Below are 19,246 nucleotides of genomic sequence, written 5' to 3'. Positions count from 1 at the left end.
TAAGACTGTGAATACATACGATGCGATTATCATTGGCGGTGGTGCCTGTGGTTTAATGTGTGCTGCACAAGCTGGACTGTTGGGAAAGAAAACATTGCTGTTGGAACGCAATGATAAAGTGGGAGCCAAGATCCTGATTTCAGGCGGCGGAAGATGTAATTACACAAATACCGGAGCTACAATTGCCAATTTTATCTCTGAAAACCCGGATTTTTTGCACGGCATATTTAAGCAATGGACCGTCGAAGATACCATTGATTTTTTTGAAGCATATGGTATTAAAGGGCAAGAAAAGACTTTAGGGCAATTGTTTCCAGCAACGAATAAAGCGAGAGATATCGTTGCGGTATTTTCGAAAATTCTTTATGAAACTGAACAGGATATAGCGCTCAGTACGCTCGTGAAATCGGTGGAAAAGAATGCTGACGGATTTACGGTTCATGTAGAAAGTCCGAAAGGAGAGCATCAGTATAAAGCTAAAAAGTTGGTGATTGCTTCAGGGGGGCTTCCGGTTCAGAAGCTGGGCGCATCTGATTTTGGATTACGTGTTGCAAAACAGTTTGGCTTGGAGCTTGCCGCTACGGCTCCTGCATTGGTGCCTTTGACAATCACGGGAAAAGATGCAGCTTGGTATAGCTCGTTGTCCGGGAACTCAGTGTTCTCCAAAGTATCTACTGCCGGAATGTCTTTTGAAGAGAATATTCTGTTTACGCACTGGGGATTAAGTGGTCCGGCAATTCTTCAGATATCAAGTTATTGGCGGCCAGGGCAAGAAATTATTCTTGATCTGCTGCCTAATTTTAATTTAGATAATCTTATCAAACAAGAGCGCCAAGTCGGTGGAAAGAGGCTTGTTTCACAACTGCTGAATGACTATTTTAGTCGGAAGTTGGTGGATGCGCTCGGCAAATTCCTTGCATTGGATATCAAAATAGCATCCCTGAGCAAAGCTGACGCTAAGTTGATTGTCGATACGGTTCATCGTTTTAAGGTCAAACCTGCAGGTGATAAGGGATATGATAAGGCCGAGGTGATGCGTGGTGGCGTTTCCACCGAGGAATTGCGCGGCAAGACATTAGAATCCAAGAAAATACCCGGTCTTTATTTTGGAGGTGAGACTGTTGATGTTACAGGCTGGCTTGGTGGCTATAATTTTCAATGGGCCTGGGCAAGTGGTTATGTGATTGCGAAAGCTATTTAGCGTCCAAGATAAATAGCTGGCTTACCGGGAAAATGTCTTGAAGTTGAACTAAGGAGCGATCATCGCTCAATACCGCTAAATCCAGATTTTTAGGAAAGACGATTAGAAGTGTGCTGACTCTGTGCGTTATCAGTTGGCTTTTCCGACCGATCTAGATATAATTGAGCTGCCGCAGTTAGACGTTGTCTTATCCGGTTTTGTAAATTGCGCGGAGTCAATACTTTGATCGCTTCGCCAAATCCTAAAATTTCCCGCTCCAATTCAAAATTCAGGACAACATCTATACGGATTAAGACTGATCCGTCCTCCTTTTTGTCTAAAATCTGCTGAGAGGAGTGTATAGGTTTGGTTTCTACATAAGGCGCATTTTTGGCGTTGATCTCTAGTATCACACGTTGGCCACGATCTTTTTGTGTTTTAGTAACTCCTATGGTATCGGAAAAGTATCGTTCAAAATCTATTCCTGTATAGGCGATGTATGAATTTTTGCCCATTTCCTCAATCGTATTAATTCGGTCCAACGCAAGTGTCATCAAACCCTCGCTTTTTTTATGATGACCAATCAGAAACCATCGGTTGCGGTACTCTTTTAAGAGATAGGGTGAGAAAACCAGGTCCTGCCGTTGCGTTGCTTTGAAAGACTGGTAATTGATGAGAAGTGGTGTTTTTTCACGAATGGCCTGATGGAGAGGACTAATAAATGATAGTCCTTTCAAAAGATTGTTACTCTCCATTTGGATAATGGCGGGTTGATTGTCTTTTTTAGTGTGTATACTATCCTCAAGGCGCGCGACTATATCACTCATTTCGTCGAAGCTTGAAAAACCGCTTACATGTTTTAAAACCTCTACAGCTTCCTTCATCTTTTGCATATCTCCAACAGAAATAGGAGAGTTGCTGATACTGTATTTTGGGTCTTCGTAAGTGTAAAATTTGCGATGTGTGACAATAATTGGGGCATTATATCCCAATTTATTGCTTCTCATCAACTGTATATCGCCCTGAATAGTTCGTTTGCTTATACCGTTTTTGATTCCTTCAAATTCATAAAGTGCATCGGAAACCTTTTCCATTAAGTCTTCTAAAGTCCATTTACGGTGTCTTAGACGCAGACAGTTGTCTATTGTTTTGTAACGGATAAGTGCGAGTTTATTTAATGCCATATGTTTACTGATGGAAGTTTATATGAAAATACAAACTTTATATTATCTACGCAAAGGGACTGCGTAAATTTTAACTGTCTTCAACGCGTTAAAGGCGCATATTGAATTTTTAAGGAAATTCGCTGTTTATCCAAGTAAAATAGCTACTTTTGCGCAGAAGCAAACTGGTTCTATCGCTGCTCTTTCGGGAGGAGAGGAAAGTCCGGGCAACATAGAGCGACACGCTTCCTAACGGGAAGGATGCTATCAAAATAGCAGACAGAAAGTGCCACAGAAAATATACCGCTTTTCGGAGTAAGGGTGAAAACGTAAGGTAAGAGCTTACGGTCTTATATGGTAACATATATTACGGTAAACCTCGTGTGTTGAAAGACCAAATAGGTTACGAAATCTGAAGGCTGCTCGTCTTCTTTCAATTTATTGGAATTCGTAATGGGTAGGTTGATTGAGTTTGTCAGCGATGGCAAATCTAGATAAATGATAGAAATTCCACTTCGGTGGTCTACAGAACCCGGCTTACAAGGTTTGCTTCTTTTTCGCTAATTGCTAAAAAAACCTTATATTGATTTCTGTAATTGAAAATAGCATAATGCTGAATTTATGAGTACAATTTTAATCATTGACGATGAGCGCGCCATCAGAAGTTCTCTGCGTGATATCTTGGAATATGAAGATTATACGATTTTAGACGTTGACAATGGTCGGGATGGATTAGATATTTTAAAAAAAGAAAAGATCAACTTGGTGCTGTGTGACATCAAAATGAATAATATGGACGGAATGGAAGTGCTGTCCGAAGCCCATCAGACCAGCCCAGACATCCCTTTTATTATGATTTCCGGTCATGGAACGATTGAAACAGCAGTTGAGGCGGCAAAAAAGGGTGCTTTTGATTTTCTTGAAAAACCATTGGATCTAAACCGATTGCTTATTACAGTTCGAAATGCATTGGATAAAAGTTCGCTTGTCACCGAAACCAAGGTATTAAAACGTAAAGTCAGCAGTTCAAAGACAAAAGATATATTGGGTGAATCCGGAGCAATTAAACGGATCAAAGAAACAATAGATCGTGTTGCTCCAACGGAGGCAAGAGTATTGATTACAGGGGCAAATGGCTCGGGTAAGGAGCTTGTAGCCCGTTGGTTGCATGAAAAATCAAATCGTTCACAGGCACCATTGATTGAGGTAAACTGTGCTGCGATTCCTTCGGAACTGATTGAATCCGAATTGTTCGGGCATGAAAAAGGTTCTTTTACTTCGGCGATTAAACAACGGATAGGTAAGTTCGAACAGGCCAGTGGTGGAACATTGTTTTTAGACGAGATAGGGGATATGAGCCTCTCTGCCCAAGCTAAGGTATTGCGGGCTTTACAGGAACATAAAATTACCAGAGTGGGGGGAGATAAGGAAATTGATGTTAACGTACGAGTTGTAGCTGCAACCAACAAAGATTTGCTAAAAGAAATTGAAGAAGGTAATTTTAGAATGGACTTGTATCACCGTCTTTCGGTAATTTTAATCCATGTGCCGTCATTAATTGATCGCGTTGATGATATTCCTTTGCTTTCCACCAACTTTTGTGAAGAAATATGTATGGAGTACGGTATTCCTGTGAAGGAAATAACGAATGCTGCAATGAAAGAATTGAGCCATCTCCCCTGGACAGGAAATATTCGTGAATTGCGTAATATGATCGAGCGTCTAATTATTTTGAGTGATAAATCAATTACTGATAAAGATGTTGTAGCATTCGCTAATCCTACACGTGAGCCAGTAGGTGGAGTAGCCTATGAAAAAGGGACAGTAAATTATGGGTTGGATATGGATTCGTTTGATTCGTTCCAGGATTATAAGGATCATGCCGAAAAAGAATTTATAAAATATAAATTGGAAAAGAATAATTGGAATGTGTCCAAGACTGCGGATGACCTCGATATACAGCGTAGCCATCTCTATAGTAAAATTGAGAAATTTGGTCTCAAAAGAGATTAATATAAAATCAGGGCTTCTTACAGCCCTGATTTTATATTAATTTAGCGATGTAACTTACTTTAAAAATCATGGTTAGGTAGTTGTATTGCTCAAATAATCTTAACATGATTTAATAAGCTGTCTAATCAAGATTTTTCTATTGGAGTAATGCTTTCACATTTGCTACTGAAATTTCAGTATAGTTTCTGACATAAGTATCGCTTACAGGAAGCTCTTCTTGTTTATGCGTTGATAACACAGCAACAACCTTCATCCCTGCATTCTTAGCCGCTGTAATACCTGAAAAGGAATCTTCAAATACAATACATTTTTCAACCGGCATACCAAGATTTTCAGCTGATTTCAAGTAAACTTCGGGATGTGGTTTATGAAGTTTCACATCTTCGCTGCTTAATGTGGATGAGAAAAGATCCCGGATCTTTAACTCATCCAAGATCAGATCCATATTTTCCTTCGGTGCAGATGTTGCTACTGCAAGTTTAAATCCTCTGTCTTTTAACTCTCTTAAAAATTCTATTAAACCTTTAATAGGAGCCACATGTTCTTTGTAGATCACTCTAAAGAGCTGTTCTTTTTCAAATTCAAGCGTACGCAATTCTTCAGGAGATATTGGTCTTTTAAAAAAATGCTGCATGATATAGCTGTTGTGTTTGCCATACATATGCTGTTCAAATTCTTCTTCAGTAGCCTGCTGTACATTATGATTTTTAAAAAAAGCTCTGAAAGCTTCTGCATGAAAGGGATTTGTGTGACTTATAACCCCATCCATGTCAAAAATTGCCGCGTATTCTGTCATTTGGCTAATATACAATAATTGCTTTATTTGATTGTTTGACTACTTTCATATTCCAGTAAATATTTTAGGATACTTTTACAATATGCCTAGATTATAACGACCTTTATCCGAACTGCTTACTTCTCTATGAAACTGGAAGAAATCTTCGTAGTTACTTGCTGGATAATTCCCTTCGAAGAGCTCCAATTTTCGATAGGTTAATAGTTTATTTCCTTTTATTTCCGATTTAAATTCATATTTACCAAATGGTTTTTCGATGATCTTCTGTTCAGGTGTTATATTTTTTACGATGTTGTCCGGGAGGGTGATACTAATGCTGTCAATGTCAATAAACCCACGTTCTATAAAAATATCCTCTGTACGATTTTTATTCTCGGAAATGCTGGATTGTGTATTGAAGATATTGGGCTGGATCAGCATTTTATTACCATTTTTCACAGCATAATTTTTAATGAAAATCGTTAGGTTTTCTTCAATAAATGGTTTATCCTGTTTGTGCTCGGCGTATTTTACTTGGTCGAAATTGATATTGTCGATGTTATAATATTCAGCCAATAATTTGGTTTTCTCATTGTTGTTCGCTAAAAGTATCTCCATATGATTTTCATATTGAGTGCCATAAAACTTCGTGTTTAAAGCACCTTTTATACTGCCGTCATCAGTGAGTGTCAGGTCGGCATTGCGAAGCTGGAGATTGGTTGAATTACTATATTTTGGCGTATGCATAATCACCCCGCCATTTTCCGTACAGGCAATGACGTCCCTGTCATCCGTAAAATTGCTGAGGAATCCAAAAGGAAGGTTCTGACTGGTACATTCCAGCCATGTCGTATCATTTTTGAAAGGGACGCACAGGATTGCATGATTGCCATCCTGTACGTTTGCAAATGTTTTGTGGAAATTCTCTTTGCGTTTACCCGCCTCAACCATACAATAGTAAGAGGGTATATCTACCGCCGATAACATACTTCTCATATAGTTCACCAGGGCTTTGCAGTCACCATATCCTAAACGGTCAACCTCAGACGCAGGAAAAGGTTCAAGTCCACCTATTCCGATCTGAATGCTGATGTATCTCGTGTTTTTTTGCAGATAATCATATAGAATTTTTGCTTTTTCCCGATCCGATGAAGCATTCTTTGTAAGTGATATGAATTTCTGTTTTGAGGCTTCGGTAAGATCTTCCTTTTTGCTCAATAATTTTGTTGTAAACCAGTCTCCGTATTCTTTCCAGTCGCTAAAGCTGCCTTCTTTTCCATAGTAGACAAAGTTTTTAGGAACGATCAACACACTTGTTCTTTTCAGATTGGGATTGGGACTATAGGACTCCTCTTTTTTAGCGGGAATTTGTTCTGCACTCCAGATTTTGCTGACTGTTTTGTCGGTTTTCTCCTCTTTAATAGCACCTTTATAGTTTTTTGATTCGATGCGGAATTCAGTTCCAATTGGCGTTATAAATTGATAACTGCTTTTTTCAATGGAAACATTGTTCGAAACTTCAGGAGTCCATGAAGGAATAATCAAGTTTTGTTTATGTTTTACTTCGTATTGGTATTCAATTGTATAAGGGTAACTGTGGTAATCAGGAACATAGAGCTTCATCCTTGAATCCGCAAACATCGTACTGTTGTCGACAGCACTAAGATCTTTAAAATCCTTACTTGCTATTTTTTTCTGTAATATCCCCATCTCATTATAAATCGCTCCTTTGATGTTCTTGATCTCATTTGATTTGTTATAATGTATTGGCAGGGCAGCATAGTAATCCCCATTTTTATTATAAACGGTAATGGCGCGCGTGACCGTTTCAATAACTTGCTCCGGGGATTTTACATCCACCACGGTTTTGTCATTTCTAATTGTGGCTACGGCCCGGCTTTTTAATGCACTTGGAATGTTGGCGATATCATAGTTATCTTGTCCAATAGCGGCAATTGGAAGGAGGAAATAGACTAAATTGGCAAATAGCGTTTTCATTTTTTTGTGGTTAATCTAATAACTAATTTTTGCTGTTGTATAACACGTGAATAAAGCTCTTTTAAGGAAAAATACTCATCTACCGTGAATATGGGCTTGTTAAAACTCAGACTTCCCAGAACTTCCAGTTTATTTTCATTTAGCTGTGTCATATATTTATATCGCGCAGCGGCTTCAGGAAGGGCCAAAGATACGTTTTGTGGTTTATCAGTTACGTCATATTGTTCCGGGATTTCCAGTTGGATAGTATATTGAAGCTTAGACTTAAATCCCATATCTACCGGATAAGTACGGTCCTGAATTTTGAAAGGATTATAGGATATGCGATCGATGACGTTAGGAGCAAGCGATAAGATCGTACTTCCTTCTTGCTTATTGACTTCTAGTGTAATATCAAATGTCTCGTTTAATACCTGATCAACCTCGTTGAGATGTTCGATTTTAGCATTCGTGAGACTGACGTTGGGCATCTCTTCATCCAGTTTCTCCCAATATTCTTCGAGGGAGTTGAATTTGGCGATATGTTGTCTTTTCAAAAGCGCTTTATTGCCTTGACTGCTTATGGTAAGTGTTCCTTTAATCTGGCCTTGGTCGTTTAGTACGCCTATCAAGGTATAGTATTGTTCGGATATCTCTTCGGAAGCTAATGGAAACCAGTCTGAACTCTTTTTGGAGTATATGATTCTGCCGCGTTCATTGAGACATTGTAGTGGCAATGAACCAAAGGGAAGATAAGTGTTCGATGCATCCAGTTTATATTTTGTCCCGTCGATGTCAACGCAGGCGATAACATAGTCAAAATCTGATAATACAGGGAATAGCGAATTGGGGGTGCCATTTCGTCTAGTCGATAGAATAACTGGATAAGCGTCTAAATCCGCAGCTTGTAAGGCAGCGACCAGCGCTAAATTGATATCACCAATATTGCCGGTTCTTTTTTCCAAAGCTTTTTCGATTCCGCTTTCAGCATATTTTCCGAGATAGTTATTCCATTTTATCTGTTTCTTGATATAGTCGTAGATTTTGTTGGCCTTTACCAATTTTGAATCATTTGGAGATAAAAGTGTTGACAACGTAGTTTTGAAGAGATCGGCTTTCTTTAATTGTCCACCAAAGGTTTTCTCATTCATTAACTCTGTGTCAACATCTTTCCATGTCTTACTAAAGGTTTTTTTAACACCGGTACTGGGATAGAATATAGATTCGAGTTCATAATATATGGCAGATTTAAAATTTTTGGGGGAAGTCATAAAGTCTTCTTCAATAAAAGCTGGAATATTGGACATCGTATAGGTGAGCTTTGAACAATCCATTCTTATTCCATCCAAAAAGAGATATTCTTTCAAAACTTCTCCTTTTTTTTGGTCATCCAGTTTATATGGACCACGCAATACGACATTATAAGTAAAAGATGCTGGTATAATAGCGATATATTGGCTGTGTAATTTTGGGATATCATCCTGGAATACCCATGTCTTAAAATTAAATAGATCCTGTTCGAGTGTTCGATAAGAAACTTCTATGATGGATCCTTCTTTAATATTGGGAAGCGTAAATTTATTCAGATCAAGGTAAGTCGAGTAATTTTCTTTAAAAACCTTTTTATTCTCAAGTTCTGTCCGATTGATCTGCCCATTTTCCAAATTGTAGGTAACAGCCTTTAATTCGTCCAGATGGTCACGTATATAACTGCCTCTTTTGTAGGATGGTATTTCGAAATTGGCTTTTTTAAATCCCTCTTTGTTATTTATACGAATAAGCACATGGTACTCATGCATTAATTTTACCCGGTGGTCATAGTCATCGACGAAGACTGCGCTTTGTCCAAATTCCTTTAAGACAATAGCATTGGCATTACTGTCGAGTGGCGTAGACGAAAAATCCGAAATTGAGATTCTGCCAAAATCGAAATTTTGACCGAGAATATTTGGACAAAAATAAAATATTAAAAATATCGTTAAAAAATGGCGCATAACTTAAGTCGTAATTTGTTTACGAATATAAGTTTTTGTCCAAAATTAAACGATAGCTTTAAAAATATTATTTGTCTATTTGTAGTAGATTGTTAATGACTTCGGTGATATTATCGATATCTTCACCATCCTCCAGCATCGAAAACGCGAGATATGTAGCATAGATCTCAGGACTAAATTTAACATGTTTGTCTGAAATAAACTTGTCGATCTGCTGCTCATTGCATTCGAAATTTATACTTTGCAACTCGTTGAACAAGTTGGTTGAGATTGTTTGATGATTTTCTCCACAGGCAAATCCTGCAATAATATGGAATAGAAATTTATCGGTTATTTCGTCATCCTCCTTTTTGAACATAGCACGAATATGCTTATAATCGAATTTAGTTTTTGCACTATTGACTATAGTGTCCCAAATATGATACTCCGCTTTTGTCTCCATAGCTCACTTTAAATTTATATTGGTATAAGCAATATACTAAAAATAATTTTATTTTGGGCAAAGGTGGAAGCAAGATTTCTTTGGAAGTGGTGTGTGTGCTATTTTTTTTCCTATCCAAACGCAAATTACGATATTAAGAGGTTGAAAATCATTTCACCTAATAAACATCCCAATAAGGTGCCGGAAATAACGGATAGACTTACTTTTAACCAGACCGGGCTTGTTGTTAACGCTAATTTCATGTTGTAAAAATGCATTAAAAATATCCGTTAAGAAAGAATTTTGGTGGAGAAAAAGCCTATTGTAGTCATTTCATGACATGAAACTATGGGCTTTGTGGTATGATAATTGAAAATTAATATCTGAATTCGATTTTTTTAGTAATTTAAGTCGGAAAATGATTTTTTGAAATAGCCTGATTTATAAATATGATGACAAGAATAGTATTGACCGTATTTCTGTTTACAATGGCAAAGATGGGGCTGGGGCAGCAGTTGAATATTGATAAGATCCGGAAAGATTATGCTGAGGCTGTTAAGGACGAGGATTTATGTGAACGGAATTTTGAGATACTCGATGAAGGTGCTAAATCCACGACAGAAAAAGTTTACCGGGCGGCTTATGAGATATTAATGGCTAAACACATGGGTAACCCCTTTAAAAAAGTGGGTCAGTTTAAAGAGGGTAAGAAGCGTTTGGAAGAATTGATTAAAGATAATCCCACTCATATTGAAGCCAGGTTTATTCGATGGAGTGTACAGGTCCACGCGCCTTCATTTTTGGGATATAAAGGTAATATTATTGAAGATAAGAACTTCCTTATCAAAAATCTCCATAAGTTGCCAAATGAAGAAGCAAAATCAATCATTTACAATTACCTGAAAGGAGCCAATTCCTATCTGAAAGGGGAGCAGATATTCACTACCGTTAATTTAAAGGAACTTGGACAATAGACGTTAAAGGATGTTAATTCAATAGGATGCTATTTTTTTGGCTGCAATATTGCTTTATCTTAGTTCGACGAATTAATTCAACATCTACAAAATTAGAATGCTATGAAGAATATAGTTTTTCCGATGTCCATACTGACCGCAAGTTTACTTTTTACGGCATGTGGTGTCAGTAAAAAAACATATGTTGGTTTGCAGACAGAGTATAAAACCTTGCAGACACAATATCAGGATAGCCAACTTCAATTGGCCGAAAGCCGGTCACGGATTAAGAGTTTGGAAGATCAATTGGCTTCAGAACGGCAAAATAATGCTGATCTTAAGGCGGCTTATGCTGCGTTACAAAATTCTCTGGATAAGAGTATCAATCAAAACTCACAGGGAAATGTCAATATTTCCAAACTTGTTGATGAAATCAATGCTTCCAATAAGTATATCAAACATCTTGTTGAAACAAAGAACAAATCTGACTCGTTGAATTTGGTGTTGACAAATAACCTGACTCGATCACTGAGCCGTGAGGAGTTACAGGAGGTTGATGTTCAGGTTTTAAAAGGTGTAGTATATATATCACTTGCAGATAATATGCTGTACAAGTCTGGTAGTTATGAAATCAGTGATCGTGCTGACATGACGCTTAGCAAAATAGCGAAGATTATTCAGGATTACAGAGATTACGAAGTCTTGATCGAGGGTAACACAGATACCGATCCCATTTCAAAACCAAATATCCGGAACAACTGGGATTTAAGTACATTAAGAGCTTCTTCTGTTGTTCAGGCCTTACAGACTAAGTATGGAGTGGATCCCAAGCGATTGACAGCAGGCGGTAGAGGAGAGTATAATCCTATTGCAGATAATTCAACCGCTCTTGGAAAACAACGCAACCGTAGGACACAGATTATTATTACACCGAAGCTGGATCAATTTATGGAATTGATTGATAAAGCCCCGGAGCCAACTGAGGTAACACCGGAACAATAAGTTAATCCCATATTACTCCGTGAAGCATAGGGGATACTGTTTAAATAAAAAATCCTTTCCAAAGATCGGAAAGGATTTTTTATTTATCCGAAAAATTTACTTGGATCAAAACCATGTTCTTTCAGTACATCGTCTGGAACGCCGTTCCAGACCCCCGGTTTATTGCCTGCATATCCTATATCTTTGATGCCCATTTCACTGGTATAAAATCCGGAAGAAGTGAGGTTGCGCATCAATGAAAAGAACGCGGCGCCCTGTTGCATTTCTGGTTTTGCCAGTTCAGGATAAGCAATTTCATCAACGAGTGCAAGTTGATCTTTGCTGGTACATTTTATAAATACATTACCATACCGTCTTTTAGACTGAAGATCCAGCCAACGTAGACCGCCGCGCATCGGGATTTTATTGTTGGGTAAATCTTTGACAATAAACTCGATAAAATCGGGAACTCCTGCCTCCGAAGCGCTTCCTGATGTGCTATCCTTTGGAATAATGATATCGGCTAAAACAGTAATTGTTGCCATTTCGTGTTCATCAAAAAACTTTTCTGCATTTAACTGCGCTGTCCTTTCATATTCAAAATCCTGAACACCGGGTAATTTATCCGTATTATTTGCCGTTGTTGCGTTTTTAGCGTCTTTGGAATTACAAGCTGCGGTTAAAAGACCAGATCCAGCTGCAATAAAGCCTAATGCTTTTAGAGATTCTCTTCTATTCATGCTTTAACCATTTAATTTTTTCTTTTCCTGTAATATGTACTCTGCCGTGCGCATTGATAGAGCCAGAATTGTCCATGTGAGATTTTTATCACCTTGTTGTACAAATGGACCGGCGTCCACTACATAGAGATTTTTACAGTCATGGGCTTGTCCCCATTTGTTTAATACTGACGTTTTAGGATCGTTGCCCATTCGGGTTGTGCCCCCTTCGTGAATAATTTTTCCTGGGGCTTCCAAACCGTATAAGGTATCTGCACCCGGAATTTTTGACGTAATGACAGCACCCATTTCATGCATAATGGATTGAAATGTTTCTTGCATGTGTTTGGCCTGCGCTATTTCTTCATTTGCCCATTTGTAATTAAAGCGGAGTACCGGGATGCCAAATTTATCAACTTGGTTAGGATCAATTTCACAGTAATTATCTTTTCTTGCCAATGCTGTACCGCGACCTGCCATGCCAACATTTGCACCATAGTAGCTGCGGAAATCTTCTTTCAGTGCTGTGCCATATCCGCCTTTCGCTTTTGTTTTTCCATTGGCACCTTTTCCGGCATCATTTACGTTTGGTACCCAGTTTAAAAAACCATAGGATGGCATATGCAAACCACCGCCATATTCGATATGATAACCTCTTGGGAAGTTCAGTTTTGCGTTGTCTTCCCACCATGGTGAATAGATATGGACACTCCCCACCCCGTCTTCGTTATATCTCTTACGATCGAGAAGTTGGGGTAAATATCCAGACAGGCTGGCTCCTGTCGAATCATGAAGATATCGGCCGACTAAGCCACTGCTATTGCCCACACCGCCCGGGTGCGATTTCGATTTTGAATTTAGCATGATCCGGGCACTTTCGCAGGCACTCGCGCCCAGAATAACCGTTTTTCCTTTTACGGTATATTCTTGTAAATCTTTTGTGTCAACATAGGAAACTCCAGTAGCCAAGCCCTCATCGTTGGTCAATACTTCCCTAACCATTGCATTATCGATGACTTTTAGATTCCCGGTTTTCATTGCCGGAATCACTAGGCAAGATGATGATGAGAAATCCCCATATACTTTACATGCACGACCGCATTGCCCGCAATAGAAACAAGTACCTCTGTCTTTAATGTCTTTGGAGACTTCGGTCAGTACCGCACCGCGCCCCGGAATGACAGGTACACCGGCTTTCTTGGCGCCTTTTGCAATATATAATTCGTTGAGTCGAGGTTTTGGAGGTTTCATAAAAATACCGTCAGGTTCGTTATGTATGCCCTCCGCTGTTCCATAAATACCGATCATACGATCTACGCGATCATAAAATGGTTTCACTTCATCATAAGTGATCGGCCATTCATCCGTGACCCCATCTTTCGGTTTAAAATCGTCAGGTCCCATCCGCAAAGATATACGTCCCCAGTGATTTGTTCGGCCGCCTAGCATTCTTGCTCTGAACCATTCAAACTCGGTTCCATTTACTTTACTGTAAGGCTCGCCCTCAAGTTGCCAACCGCCAAAGGCAGCGTCGAAATCGCCAAAAGGCCGTGTGGTACCGGCTCCTCTACGTGGGGACTCCCATGGCCAACGTAACTGTAACGAATCTTTTGCTGGATCATAAAAGGGACCGGCCTCCAGCATCAATACTTTGAGACCCGCATGCGCCAGGATATATCCGGCCATACCTCCTCCGGCACCGGAGCCGACTACGATCGCGTCAAACAATTCGGGATTTTCTTTAATTTGATAATTTGACATAATTAAATTGAGTAATTAATTGAATACCCGATGAGATACATTTCTTGAGCGATTTAGTTATCTATGGGACGGTTCAATTAATTGATGGTTATTGTTTCATGTTTAAAATCATCGTGAATATATTGATAAAATTTTATTTTTTTTAAATTTAATTTATCGTTTTAGCAAGTTTCCAAATAAAGAATAGAAGATTGTTACAAATGTCGAGTTGATTATTTGAATGAAACGAGCATGATGTGGGTGCCCAGAGTAAAATGGTACCGACATTACTTGCATAAGAAATATCGGTTACCGCTTGATTTGACTTAATTTTTTAAGTTGATTGTGCTATCTATTCCAATCTCTTGCTGAAATATTTCATCATGTGAAATAACAAGCAGTGTACCCTTGTAACCTTGGATTGCATGTGTAAGTACACGAATATTTTGGATATCTAAATTATTGGTAGGTTCATCCAATACGATCAGATCCGGGGCCTGCTGTTTAATTGTTAGGCAGCACAGGATCAGACGCATTTTCTCGCCGCCACTTAGAAATTTACAAGATTTGTCCCAGTCATCTTTCCCGAACAGAAAACGGTTGAGTCTAATTTTGATTTCGTGTTCCGGTAAGGATTCCGTATTGTAATTTTGAACTTGTTCATAAACGCTCAGCTGCGGATCGATAAGTGAATACTCTTGGTCGAGGTAGATGGCGGTAAAGTTATGTCGTTCAATTTGACCTTGCGTAGGAGTCAGTCGGCCTAAGAGTAATCTAACTAATGTCGTTTTGCCGGAACCATTGTTGCCCTTTAAAATAACGCGGTCTCCACTGAACAGCTGTAAGTCAATATTTTCCTTCCATAACGCAGTTGAATTGTATTGAAAATTGATATCTGTGGCTTTGATAATGCTTTTTCCGAGTGGGAAAATACTGTTTCCCAAATCAATTTTGATTTCATCCAATGCAGCTTGTGTACTCCTAAGCTCTTGGAGACTAGATTGGATGTCACCAATTTTGTCTTGGTGAACACTTTTGATTTTAGCCGTGCTTTTTTCCGCATTGTTCCGCAATGTGTTCATCATAATACGGGCAACGCCTGCTTTCTCCTGTTTTTTTTGACCGCGGTTGTTTAATCTGTTTTGCCTTTCAATGGTTTCTCTTTCTTTTTCTTTTGCAATTTTGACTGCTTTTTCCTGATGCTGAATGTCCTGTTGTAAAGCATTGCGTTCTATTTGTTTTTGCGACTCATAAAATGTGTAGTTTCCACCATACCGTTTGATGCCCTTCACGGTCATTTCTAAAGTATCTTCCAAGAGGTTGAGGAGCATTCGATCATGGCTGACGACAACGATGGTTTGCTTTGAAGATTCTATCCAGCGATAAAGTAGTTTTTTGCTGTCAAAGTCCAAATGATTGCTGGGTTCGTCCAAAAGAATAAGTTCACAAGCGTGAATCTGGATACCGGCCAACAGTATTTTAGTTTTTTGTCCGCCGCTGAGATCGGACATTTTCTTTTTCAGATGAATTTCTGGTAGATTCCAATACCTGAAAGCCTCCTGACAGCGTTCTTCCAGCGTCCAGTCCTCTTGAAGATCATTGAAATTTTGTTCCGAAGCATCGCCATTTAGGATAGAATATAATGCTTCCAGCTTTTTGTCAATGCCCAAAGCCTGCGCGACAGTAAACTCGTCATACTCTCCGGTAACTTGCGGAATGTACAAGGGGCGGGTATCACTGTGTATGATTCCTGTACTGGGAGATAGATCTCCGGCCATCATACGCAGTAATGTGGATTTACCAACACCGTTGTTGCCAATTAATGCTATTTTCTCTTGAGAATCGATTGATAGATTTATGTTTTCAAATAATAAATCTCTATTAGGATGTATATAGGATACCTGTTGTAATGAAATCATATTAAAATTCTTTAAATGTTAAAACTGACCATTTCGATAAGCCATTTATCGCTGGTATTGATGACGTTCTAAAGAATTTTAATCTTACATACAGTTTTATTTAGTTGTGGTACTGCAAATATACAGCTTTATTTTTGATCTCAAAAGTTTGTTTTTGATCTATAGTCAAATTCCTTAACACCTAGCTACAAAAATATGGCGTAATAGGTTGAATTTTGAGTGTATTATTGCTGTTTGCGTGGAACAAATCGTAATTTTGAAAAAAAACATGGTAAATAAAATACTTCTTATAGATGACGAGGAGAAACTTCGTAAACTGCTCGCTAAGATTATCACTTTGGAGGGGTTCGAGGTAATCGAGGCCGCTGATATTAAATCTGGCTTGAAAAAGCTTGATGTTTTCGATATCGATGTTGTATTGTGTGATGTTAAGTTGCCCGATGGCAATGGGGTGGAAACCGCAAAACTGATCAAGGAACGTTATCCTATTGTTGAAATTATACTATTGACTGCCTATGGTAATATTCCAGATGGAGTTAAGGCAATAAAAAATGGTGCATTTGAATATATTACCAAAGGTGATGACAACAACAGGATTATTCCTTTGCTCTATAAGGCCTGTGAGAAGGTTGCGCTCGCCCGAAGGGTAAGACAGTTGGAAAAGCAGTTGGGTGCTAGACTCTCATTTGATAAAATTATAGGAAGCTCTGCTGCCATAAAGTCTGCAATCGCTTTGGCCCAAAAAGTTTCTGTTACCAATACGACTGTGCTTTTGACCGGGGAAACTGGGACAGGTAAAGAGGTGTTCGCACAAGCGATCCATCAAGCTAGTCCGCGAAAGGAACGTAGTTTTGTCGCAATCAATTGTGCGGCTTTCACAAAGGATCTGTTGGAAAATGAATTGTTTGGACATAAATCAGGCGCATTTACTGGGGCAACAAAAGACCAGCGAGGTCTCTTTGAAGAAGCGCATTTGGGGACGATTTTTTTGGATGAGATCGGGGAGATGGCGATCGAACTTCAGGCCAAAATTCTACGTGTACTAGAGACAGGAGAATTTTTAAAAGTAGGTGATTCCAGACCAACAAAAGTGGATGTCCGTATTATTGCAGCAACCAATAGGGATCTTGAAGCTGAAATTGATGCCGAGCATTTTAGAAGCGATTTATTTTATAGATTATCGGTCTTTACGATACAGCTACCGCCTTTGCGTGAACGTGTTCAGGATATTCGGTTATTAGCCCAATATTATGCCGATATTTTCGCACTAAAATCAAATATCAAACCTTTACAAATGACAGCCGAATTTGTCGCTGCTCTCGAACGAAATGTATGGCGGGGAAATATCCGTGAACTAAAAAATGTGATTGAGCGCAGTGTTATATTAAGCGAAGATGGACAGCTTGATGTCGGTAGTCTTCCTTTCGGATTGAATAGTTCGAAAGCCAACGATGTGTTATCCCCCAGTTTTTCCATGACAACAGTAGAACGTCAGCACATTCAGCGTGTATTGCAGCACACAAATGGAAATAAAGCAGAGGCAGCACGCTTGCTGGAGATCGGTGTAGCCACCTTGTATCGAAAAATTGAGGAATATAAAATATAATGAAACTTAAGGCAAAGCTGACTTTCGGTGTAGGCTTTTTATTTTTCATGATCCTGTTTTTGGCCGTTTTAAGTGGTTGGAAAATCAATCGTTTAAAACAGGATACCAATAATATTTTAGTTGCAAACTACAATACACTGCATTATTCAAGGAATATGCTGCTTGCCTTGGAGCAACTTCATGCCGACTTGAGCGGCTTGGAACTTTTTGCGCAGAACTTAAAATTGCAACAGCAAAATATGACCGAAAATGGCGAAAAGGAAGCTACCGCACGTGTGAGTTTACATTTTTCAGCACTCCAACGGCAGCCATCAAACCTTGTTTTAATTGCTGATTTAAGGAAAGATATATCTCAATTGATGTATCTGAATATGGAGGCTATTGAGCACAAAAGTAAAATAGCAGATGAGACGGCAGAAAAAGCAATTCTAGCCATATCGGTGGCAGGAGCGATTTGTTTTATGATTGCTTTTGTGCTGCTTATTAATCTTCCTGCGACAATCGCAAATCCAATTGCCCAATTAACCGAGAGCATACAGCAGATCGCCAATGGAAATTATCGCCGCCGCTTGCATTTTGAGCGAAACGATGAATTTGGTCTCGTATCCCAGTCCTTTAACACCATGGCTCAAAAGCTTGAAGAATATTCCGAAAGTAAGTTGGGAAAAATATTGGCTCACAAAAAACGGATTGAAGCATTAATAGCTAATATGCATGATGCGGTTATCGGGGTTGACGAAGAGGGGAAAGTACTTTTTGCGAATCAACAAGCCTGCCTGATTACCGGGGTGAAACTGATTGATTTTGAGGGAAGAAAATTGCAGGAAATTGCTTTGTCTAACAATTTAGTGGATTGTTTAACGGGTAAGCTGTCCCACGGGCACCGAGCGAAAACGAATGCTGACCCGATTAAGGTGTTTGTCAATGGCAGGGAGAGTTATTTTGAGGAAGAGATTATCCCTATTAACATCATTCCAACGGGAGAAAGCGATTTTAAATTTGTAGGGCAGTTTATCTTATTAAAGAATATAACCACATTCAAGGAACGTGATGTCGCCAAAACAAATTTTATCGGAACAGTTTCTCATGAGCTGAAAACACCGATTGCTTCAATACGAATGGGAGTCCAGTTGTTAGAAAATGAGCAGATCGGTGCGTTGAATGACGAACAGAAAGAATTGCTTGTTAGCATTGCCGACGACACAGACCGTTTGTTACGTATCACTGGTGAGCTGTTGAATACGGCTCAGGTAGAAAGTGGTGCAATTCAGATGAAGCTGATTCCAGTTCCTGTAGCACCAATAGTAGAATATGCTGTATTGGCCAATAAGTCGATGGCTGAGCAGCTAGGAATTCATGTTGATGTTCAAGTAGCGGAAGATTTGCCGCTAATCATGGCAGATAGTGAAAAAGCGGCCTGGGTATTGACAAATTTGCTGTCTAATGCAATCCGGTATTCCAATGAACGGGCTTCAGTTTCTATTCTAGTCAGCAAGCGCGAGTCGGGAGTGTTTATAAGTGTACAGGATACAGGGCAAGGAATCGCGCCACAATACCTTGCTAAAATTTTTGAACGATATTTCCGTATTCCAGGGACAAACAAAGAAGGTACAGGTTTAGGGTTGAGTATTAGCAAAGAATTTATTGAAAGTATGGGCGGGAGTATGAACGTGGAAAGCGAGTATGGCGTTGGAAGCACATTTTCATTTTTTTTCCCTTTAGCCTAAATAGCGTAACCTTATCAATCTTTAAATCTGTTTTCAAAATAGTGCGTTTTTTTCCATTATGAGGCCTTTTGGTTGGTC

The 19,246-nt window shown here is 39.1% G+C and carries 14 protein-coding genes and 1 other RNA gene; 7 read left to right on the top strand and 8 right to left on the bottom strand.

Annotation, left to right across the window (positions count from 1 at the left end; all coding sequences use genetic code 11):
- Window positions 1-7: 7 nt before the first annotated feature.
- Entirely contained in the window at window positions 8-1,201 is a 1,194-nt protein-coding gene (locus ABTV71_RS20060; RefSeq protein ID WP_433900830.1) for an NAD(P)/FAD-dependent oxidoreductase, read from the top strand.
- 89 nt (window positions 1,202-1,290) lie between these two features.
- Here the strand turns inward: ABTV71_RS20060 and ABTV71_RS20055 are convergent, their stop codons facing one another.
- Window positions 1,291-2,364: a helix-turn-helix transcriptional regulator gene (locus ABTV71_RS20055; RefSeq protein WP_121123977.1), complete on the bottom strand. Its 1,074-nt coding sequence runs from the start codon at window positions 2,362-2,364 to the stop codon at window positions 1,291-1,293.
- A 157-nt stretch (window positions 2,365-2,521) separates the two neighbouring features.
- Here ABTV71_RS20055 and rnpB point away from each other — a divergent pair.
- Window positions 2,522-2,899, top strand: an RNA gene (gene rnpB, locus ABTV71_RS20050) — RNase P RNA component class A.
- A 65-nt stretch (window positions 2,900-2,964) separates the two neighbouring features.
- On the top strand, window positions 2,965-4,356 hold the full coding sequence (locus ABTV71_RS20045; RefSeq protein WP_121123975.1) for a sigma-54-dependent transcriptional regulator: 1,392 nt from the start codon (window positions 2,965-2,967) through the stop codon (window positions 4,354-4,356).
- A gap of 136 nt (window positions 4,357-4,492) precedes the next feature.
- On the opposite strand, the gene ABTV71_RS20040 is transcribed toward ABTV71_RS20045, so the two are convergent.
- The 4 genes from ABTV71_RS20040 to ABTV71_RS20025 all read right to left on the bottom strand — a co-directional run bounded on the left by ABTV71_RS20040 (window position 4,493) and on the right by ABTV71_RS20025 (window position 9,544).
- The gene (locus ABTV71_RS20040; RefSeq protein ID WP_121123973.1) at window positions 4,493-5,152 is read right to left on the bottom strand and encodes an HAD family hydrolase; all 660 of its coding nucleotides are present in this window, start codon (window positions 5,150-5,152) and stop codon (window positions 4,493-4,495) included.
- Window positions 5,153-5,227: 75 nt separating this feature from the next.
- Complete coding sequence (locus tag ABTV71_RS20035) at window positions 5,228-7,129, bottom strand: DUF3857 domain-containing protein (RefSeq protein WP_433900829.1); 1,902 nt, start codon at window positions 7,127-7,129, stop codon at window positions 5,228-5,230.
- Window positions 7,126-9,102 (bottom strand): DUF3857 domain-containing protein, encoded by a 1,977-nt coding sequence (locus ABTV71_RS20030; protein ID WP_433900828.1) that lies wholly within the window; start codon window positions 9,100-9,102, stop codon window positions 7,126-7,128. The genes ABTV71_RS20035 and ABTV71_RS20030 overlap by 4 nt, the downstream gene beginning before the upstream one ends.
- Window positions 9,103-9,169: 67 nt before the next feature.
- On the bottom strand, window positions 9,170-9,544 hold the full coding sequence (locus ABTV71_RS20025) for a hypothetical protein (RefSeq protein WP_433900827.1): 375 nt from the start codon (window positions 9,542-9,544) through the stop codon (window positions 9,170-9,172).
- A 428-nt stretch (window positions 9,545-9,972) separates the two neighbouring features.
- Between ABTV71_RS20025 and ABTV71_RS20020 the strand changes: the two genes are divergently transcribed.
- Entirely contained in the window at window positions 9,973-10,497 is a 525-nt protein-coding gene (locus ABTV71_RS20020; RefSeq protein WP_433900826.1) for a hypothetical protein, read from the top strand.
- A 102-nt stretch (window positions 10,498-10,599) separates the two neighbouring features.
- Window positions 10,600-11,478: an OmpA/MotB family protein gene (locus ABTV71_RS20015; RefSeq protein ID WP_121123966.1), complete on the top strand. Its 879-nt coding sequence runs from the start codon at window positions 10,600-10,602 to the stop codon at window positions 11,476-11,478.
- Window positions 11,479-11,561: 83 nt separating this feature from the next.
- On the opposite strand, the gene ABTV71_RS20010 is transcribed toward ABTV71_RS20015, so the two are convergent.
- The 3 genes from ABTV71_RS20010 to ABTV71_RS20000 all read right to left on the bottom strand — a co-directional run bounded on the left by ABTV71_RS20010 (window position 11,562) and on the right by ABTV71_RS20000 (window position 15,835).
- Window positions 11,562-12,197, bottom strand: coding sequence for a gluconate 2-dehydrogenase subunit 3 family protein (locus ABTV71_RS20010; protein ID WP_433900825.1), 636 nt, complete (start codon window positions 12,195-12,197; stop codon window positions 11,562-11,564).
- 3 nt (window positions 12,198-12,200) lie between these two features.
- Window positions 12,201-13,937, bottom strand: coding sequence for a GMC family oxidoreductase (locus ABTV71_RS20005; RefSeq protein ID WP_121123962.1), 1,737 nt, complete (start codon window positions 13,935-13,937; stop codon window positions 12,201-12,203).
- A 305-nt stretch (window positions 13,938-14,242) separates the two neighbouring features.
- The gene (locus tag ABTV71_RS20000; RefSeq protein ID WP_433900824.1) at window positions 14,243-15,835 is read right to left on the bottom strand and encodes an ABC-F family ATP-binding cassette domain-containing protein; all 1,593 of its coding nucleotides are present in this window, start codon (window positions 15,833-15,835) and stop codon (window positions 14,243-14,245) included.
- 268 nt (window positions 15,836-16,103) lie between these two features.
- Between ABTV71_RS20000 and ABTV71_RS19995 the strand changes: the two genes are divergently transcribed.
- Together ABTV71_RS19995 and ABTV71_RS19990 are read left to right on the top strand one after the other, a co-directional pair.
- Complete coding sequence (locus ABTV71_RS19995; RefSeq protein WP_121123958.1) at window positions 16,104-17,441, top strand: sigma-54-dependent transcriptional regulator; 1,338 nt, start codon at window positions 16,104-16,106, stop codon at window positions 17,439-17,441.
- Window positions 17,441-19,168 carry a sensor histidine kinase gene (locus ABTV71_RS19990; RefSeq protein WP_121123956.1) on the top strand — a complete coding sequence of 576 codons (1,728 nt, stop codon included), beginning with the start codon at window positions 17,441-17,443 and terminating at the stop codon, window positions 19,166-19,168. The genes ABTV71_RS19995 and ABTV71_RS19990 overlap by 1 nt, the downstream gene beginning before the upstream one ends.
- Window positions 19,169-19,246 lie beyond the last annotated feature (78 nt).

It is taken from the genome of Sphingobacterium puteale (assembly GCF_050986225.1).
In the GTDB taxonomy this organism is placed as follows: Bacteria; Bacteroidota; Bacteroidia; order Sphingobacteriales; family Sphingobacteriaceae; genus Sphingobacterium; species Sphingobacterium puteale.
This window is presented reverse-complemented; position numbering and strand designations above follow the sequence as displayed.

Bases quoted from the DNA above. Each gene is read 5' to 3' on its own strand.
- ABTV71_RS20035 (WP_433900829.1), bottom strand. From the start codon at position 7,129: ATGAAAACGCTATTTGCCAATTTAGTCTATTTCCTCCTTCCAATTGCC.
- ABTV71_RS20030 (WP_433900828.1), bottom strand. From the start codon at position 9,102: ATGCGCCATTTTTTAACGATATTTTTAATATTTTATTTTTGTCCAAAT.
- ABTV71_RS20045 (WP_121123975.1), top strand. From the start codon at position 2,965: ATGAGTACAATTTTAATCATTGACGATGAGCGCGCCATCAGAAGTTCT.
- ABTV71_RS19995 (WP_121123958.1), top strand. From the start codon at position 16,104: ATGGTAAATAAAATACTTCTTATAGATGACGAGGAGAAACTTCGTAAA.
- ABTV71_RS19990 (WP_121123956.1), top strand. From the start codon at position 17,441: ATGAAACTTAAGGCAAAGCTGACTTTCGGTGTAGGCTTTTTATTTTTC.
- ABTV71_RS20020 (WP_433900826.1), top strand. From the start codon at position 9,973: ATGATGACAAGAATAGTATTGACCGTATTTCTGTTTACAATGGCAAAG.
- ABTV71_RS20015 (WP_121123966.1), top strand. From the start codon at position 10,600: ATGAAGAATATAGTTTTTCCGATGTCCATACTGACCGCAAGTTTACTT.
- ABTV71_RS20040 (WP_121123973.1), bottom strand. From the start codon at position 5,152: ATGACAGAATACGCGGCAATTTTTGACATGGATGGGGTTATAAGTCAC.
- ABTV71_RS20055 (WP_121123977.1), bottom strand. From the start codon at position 2,364: ATGGCATTAAATAAACTCGCACTTATCCGTTACAAAACAATAGACAAC.
- ABTV71_RS20025 (WP_433900827.1), bottom strand. From the start codon at position 9,544: ATGGAGACAAAAGCGGAGTATCATATTTGGGACACTATAGTCAATAGT.
- ABTV71_RS20010 (WP_433900825.1), bottom strand. From the start codon at position 12,197: ATGAATAGAAGAGAATCTCTAAAAGCATTAGGCTTTATTGCAGCTGGA.
- ABTV71_RS20000 (WP_433900824.1), bottom strand. From the start codon at position 15,835: ATGATTTCATTACAACAGGTATCCTATATACATCCTAATAGAGATTTA.
- ABTV71_RS20005 (WP_121123962.1), bottom strand. From the start codon at position 13,937: ATGTCAAATTATCAAATTAAAGAAAATCCCGAATTGTTTGACGCGATC.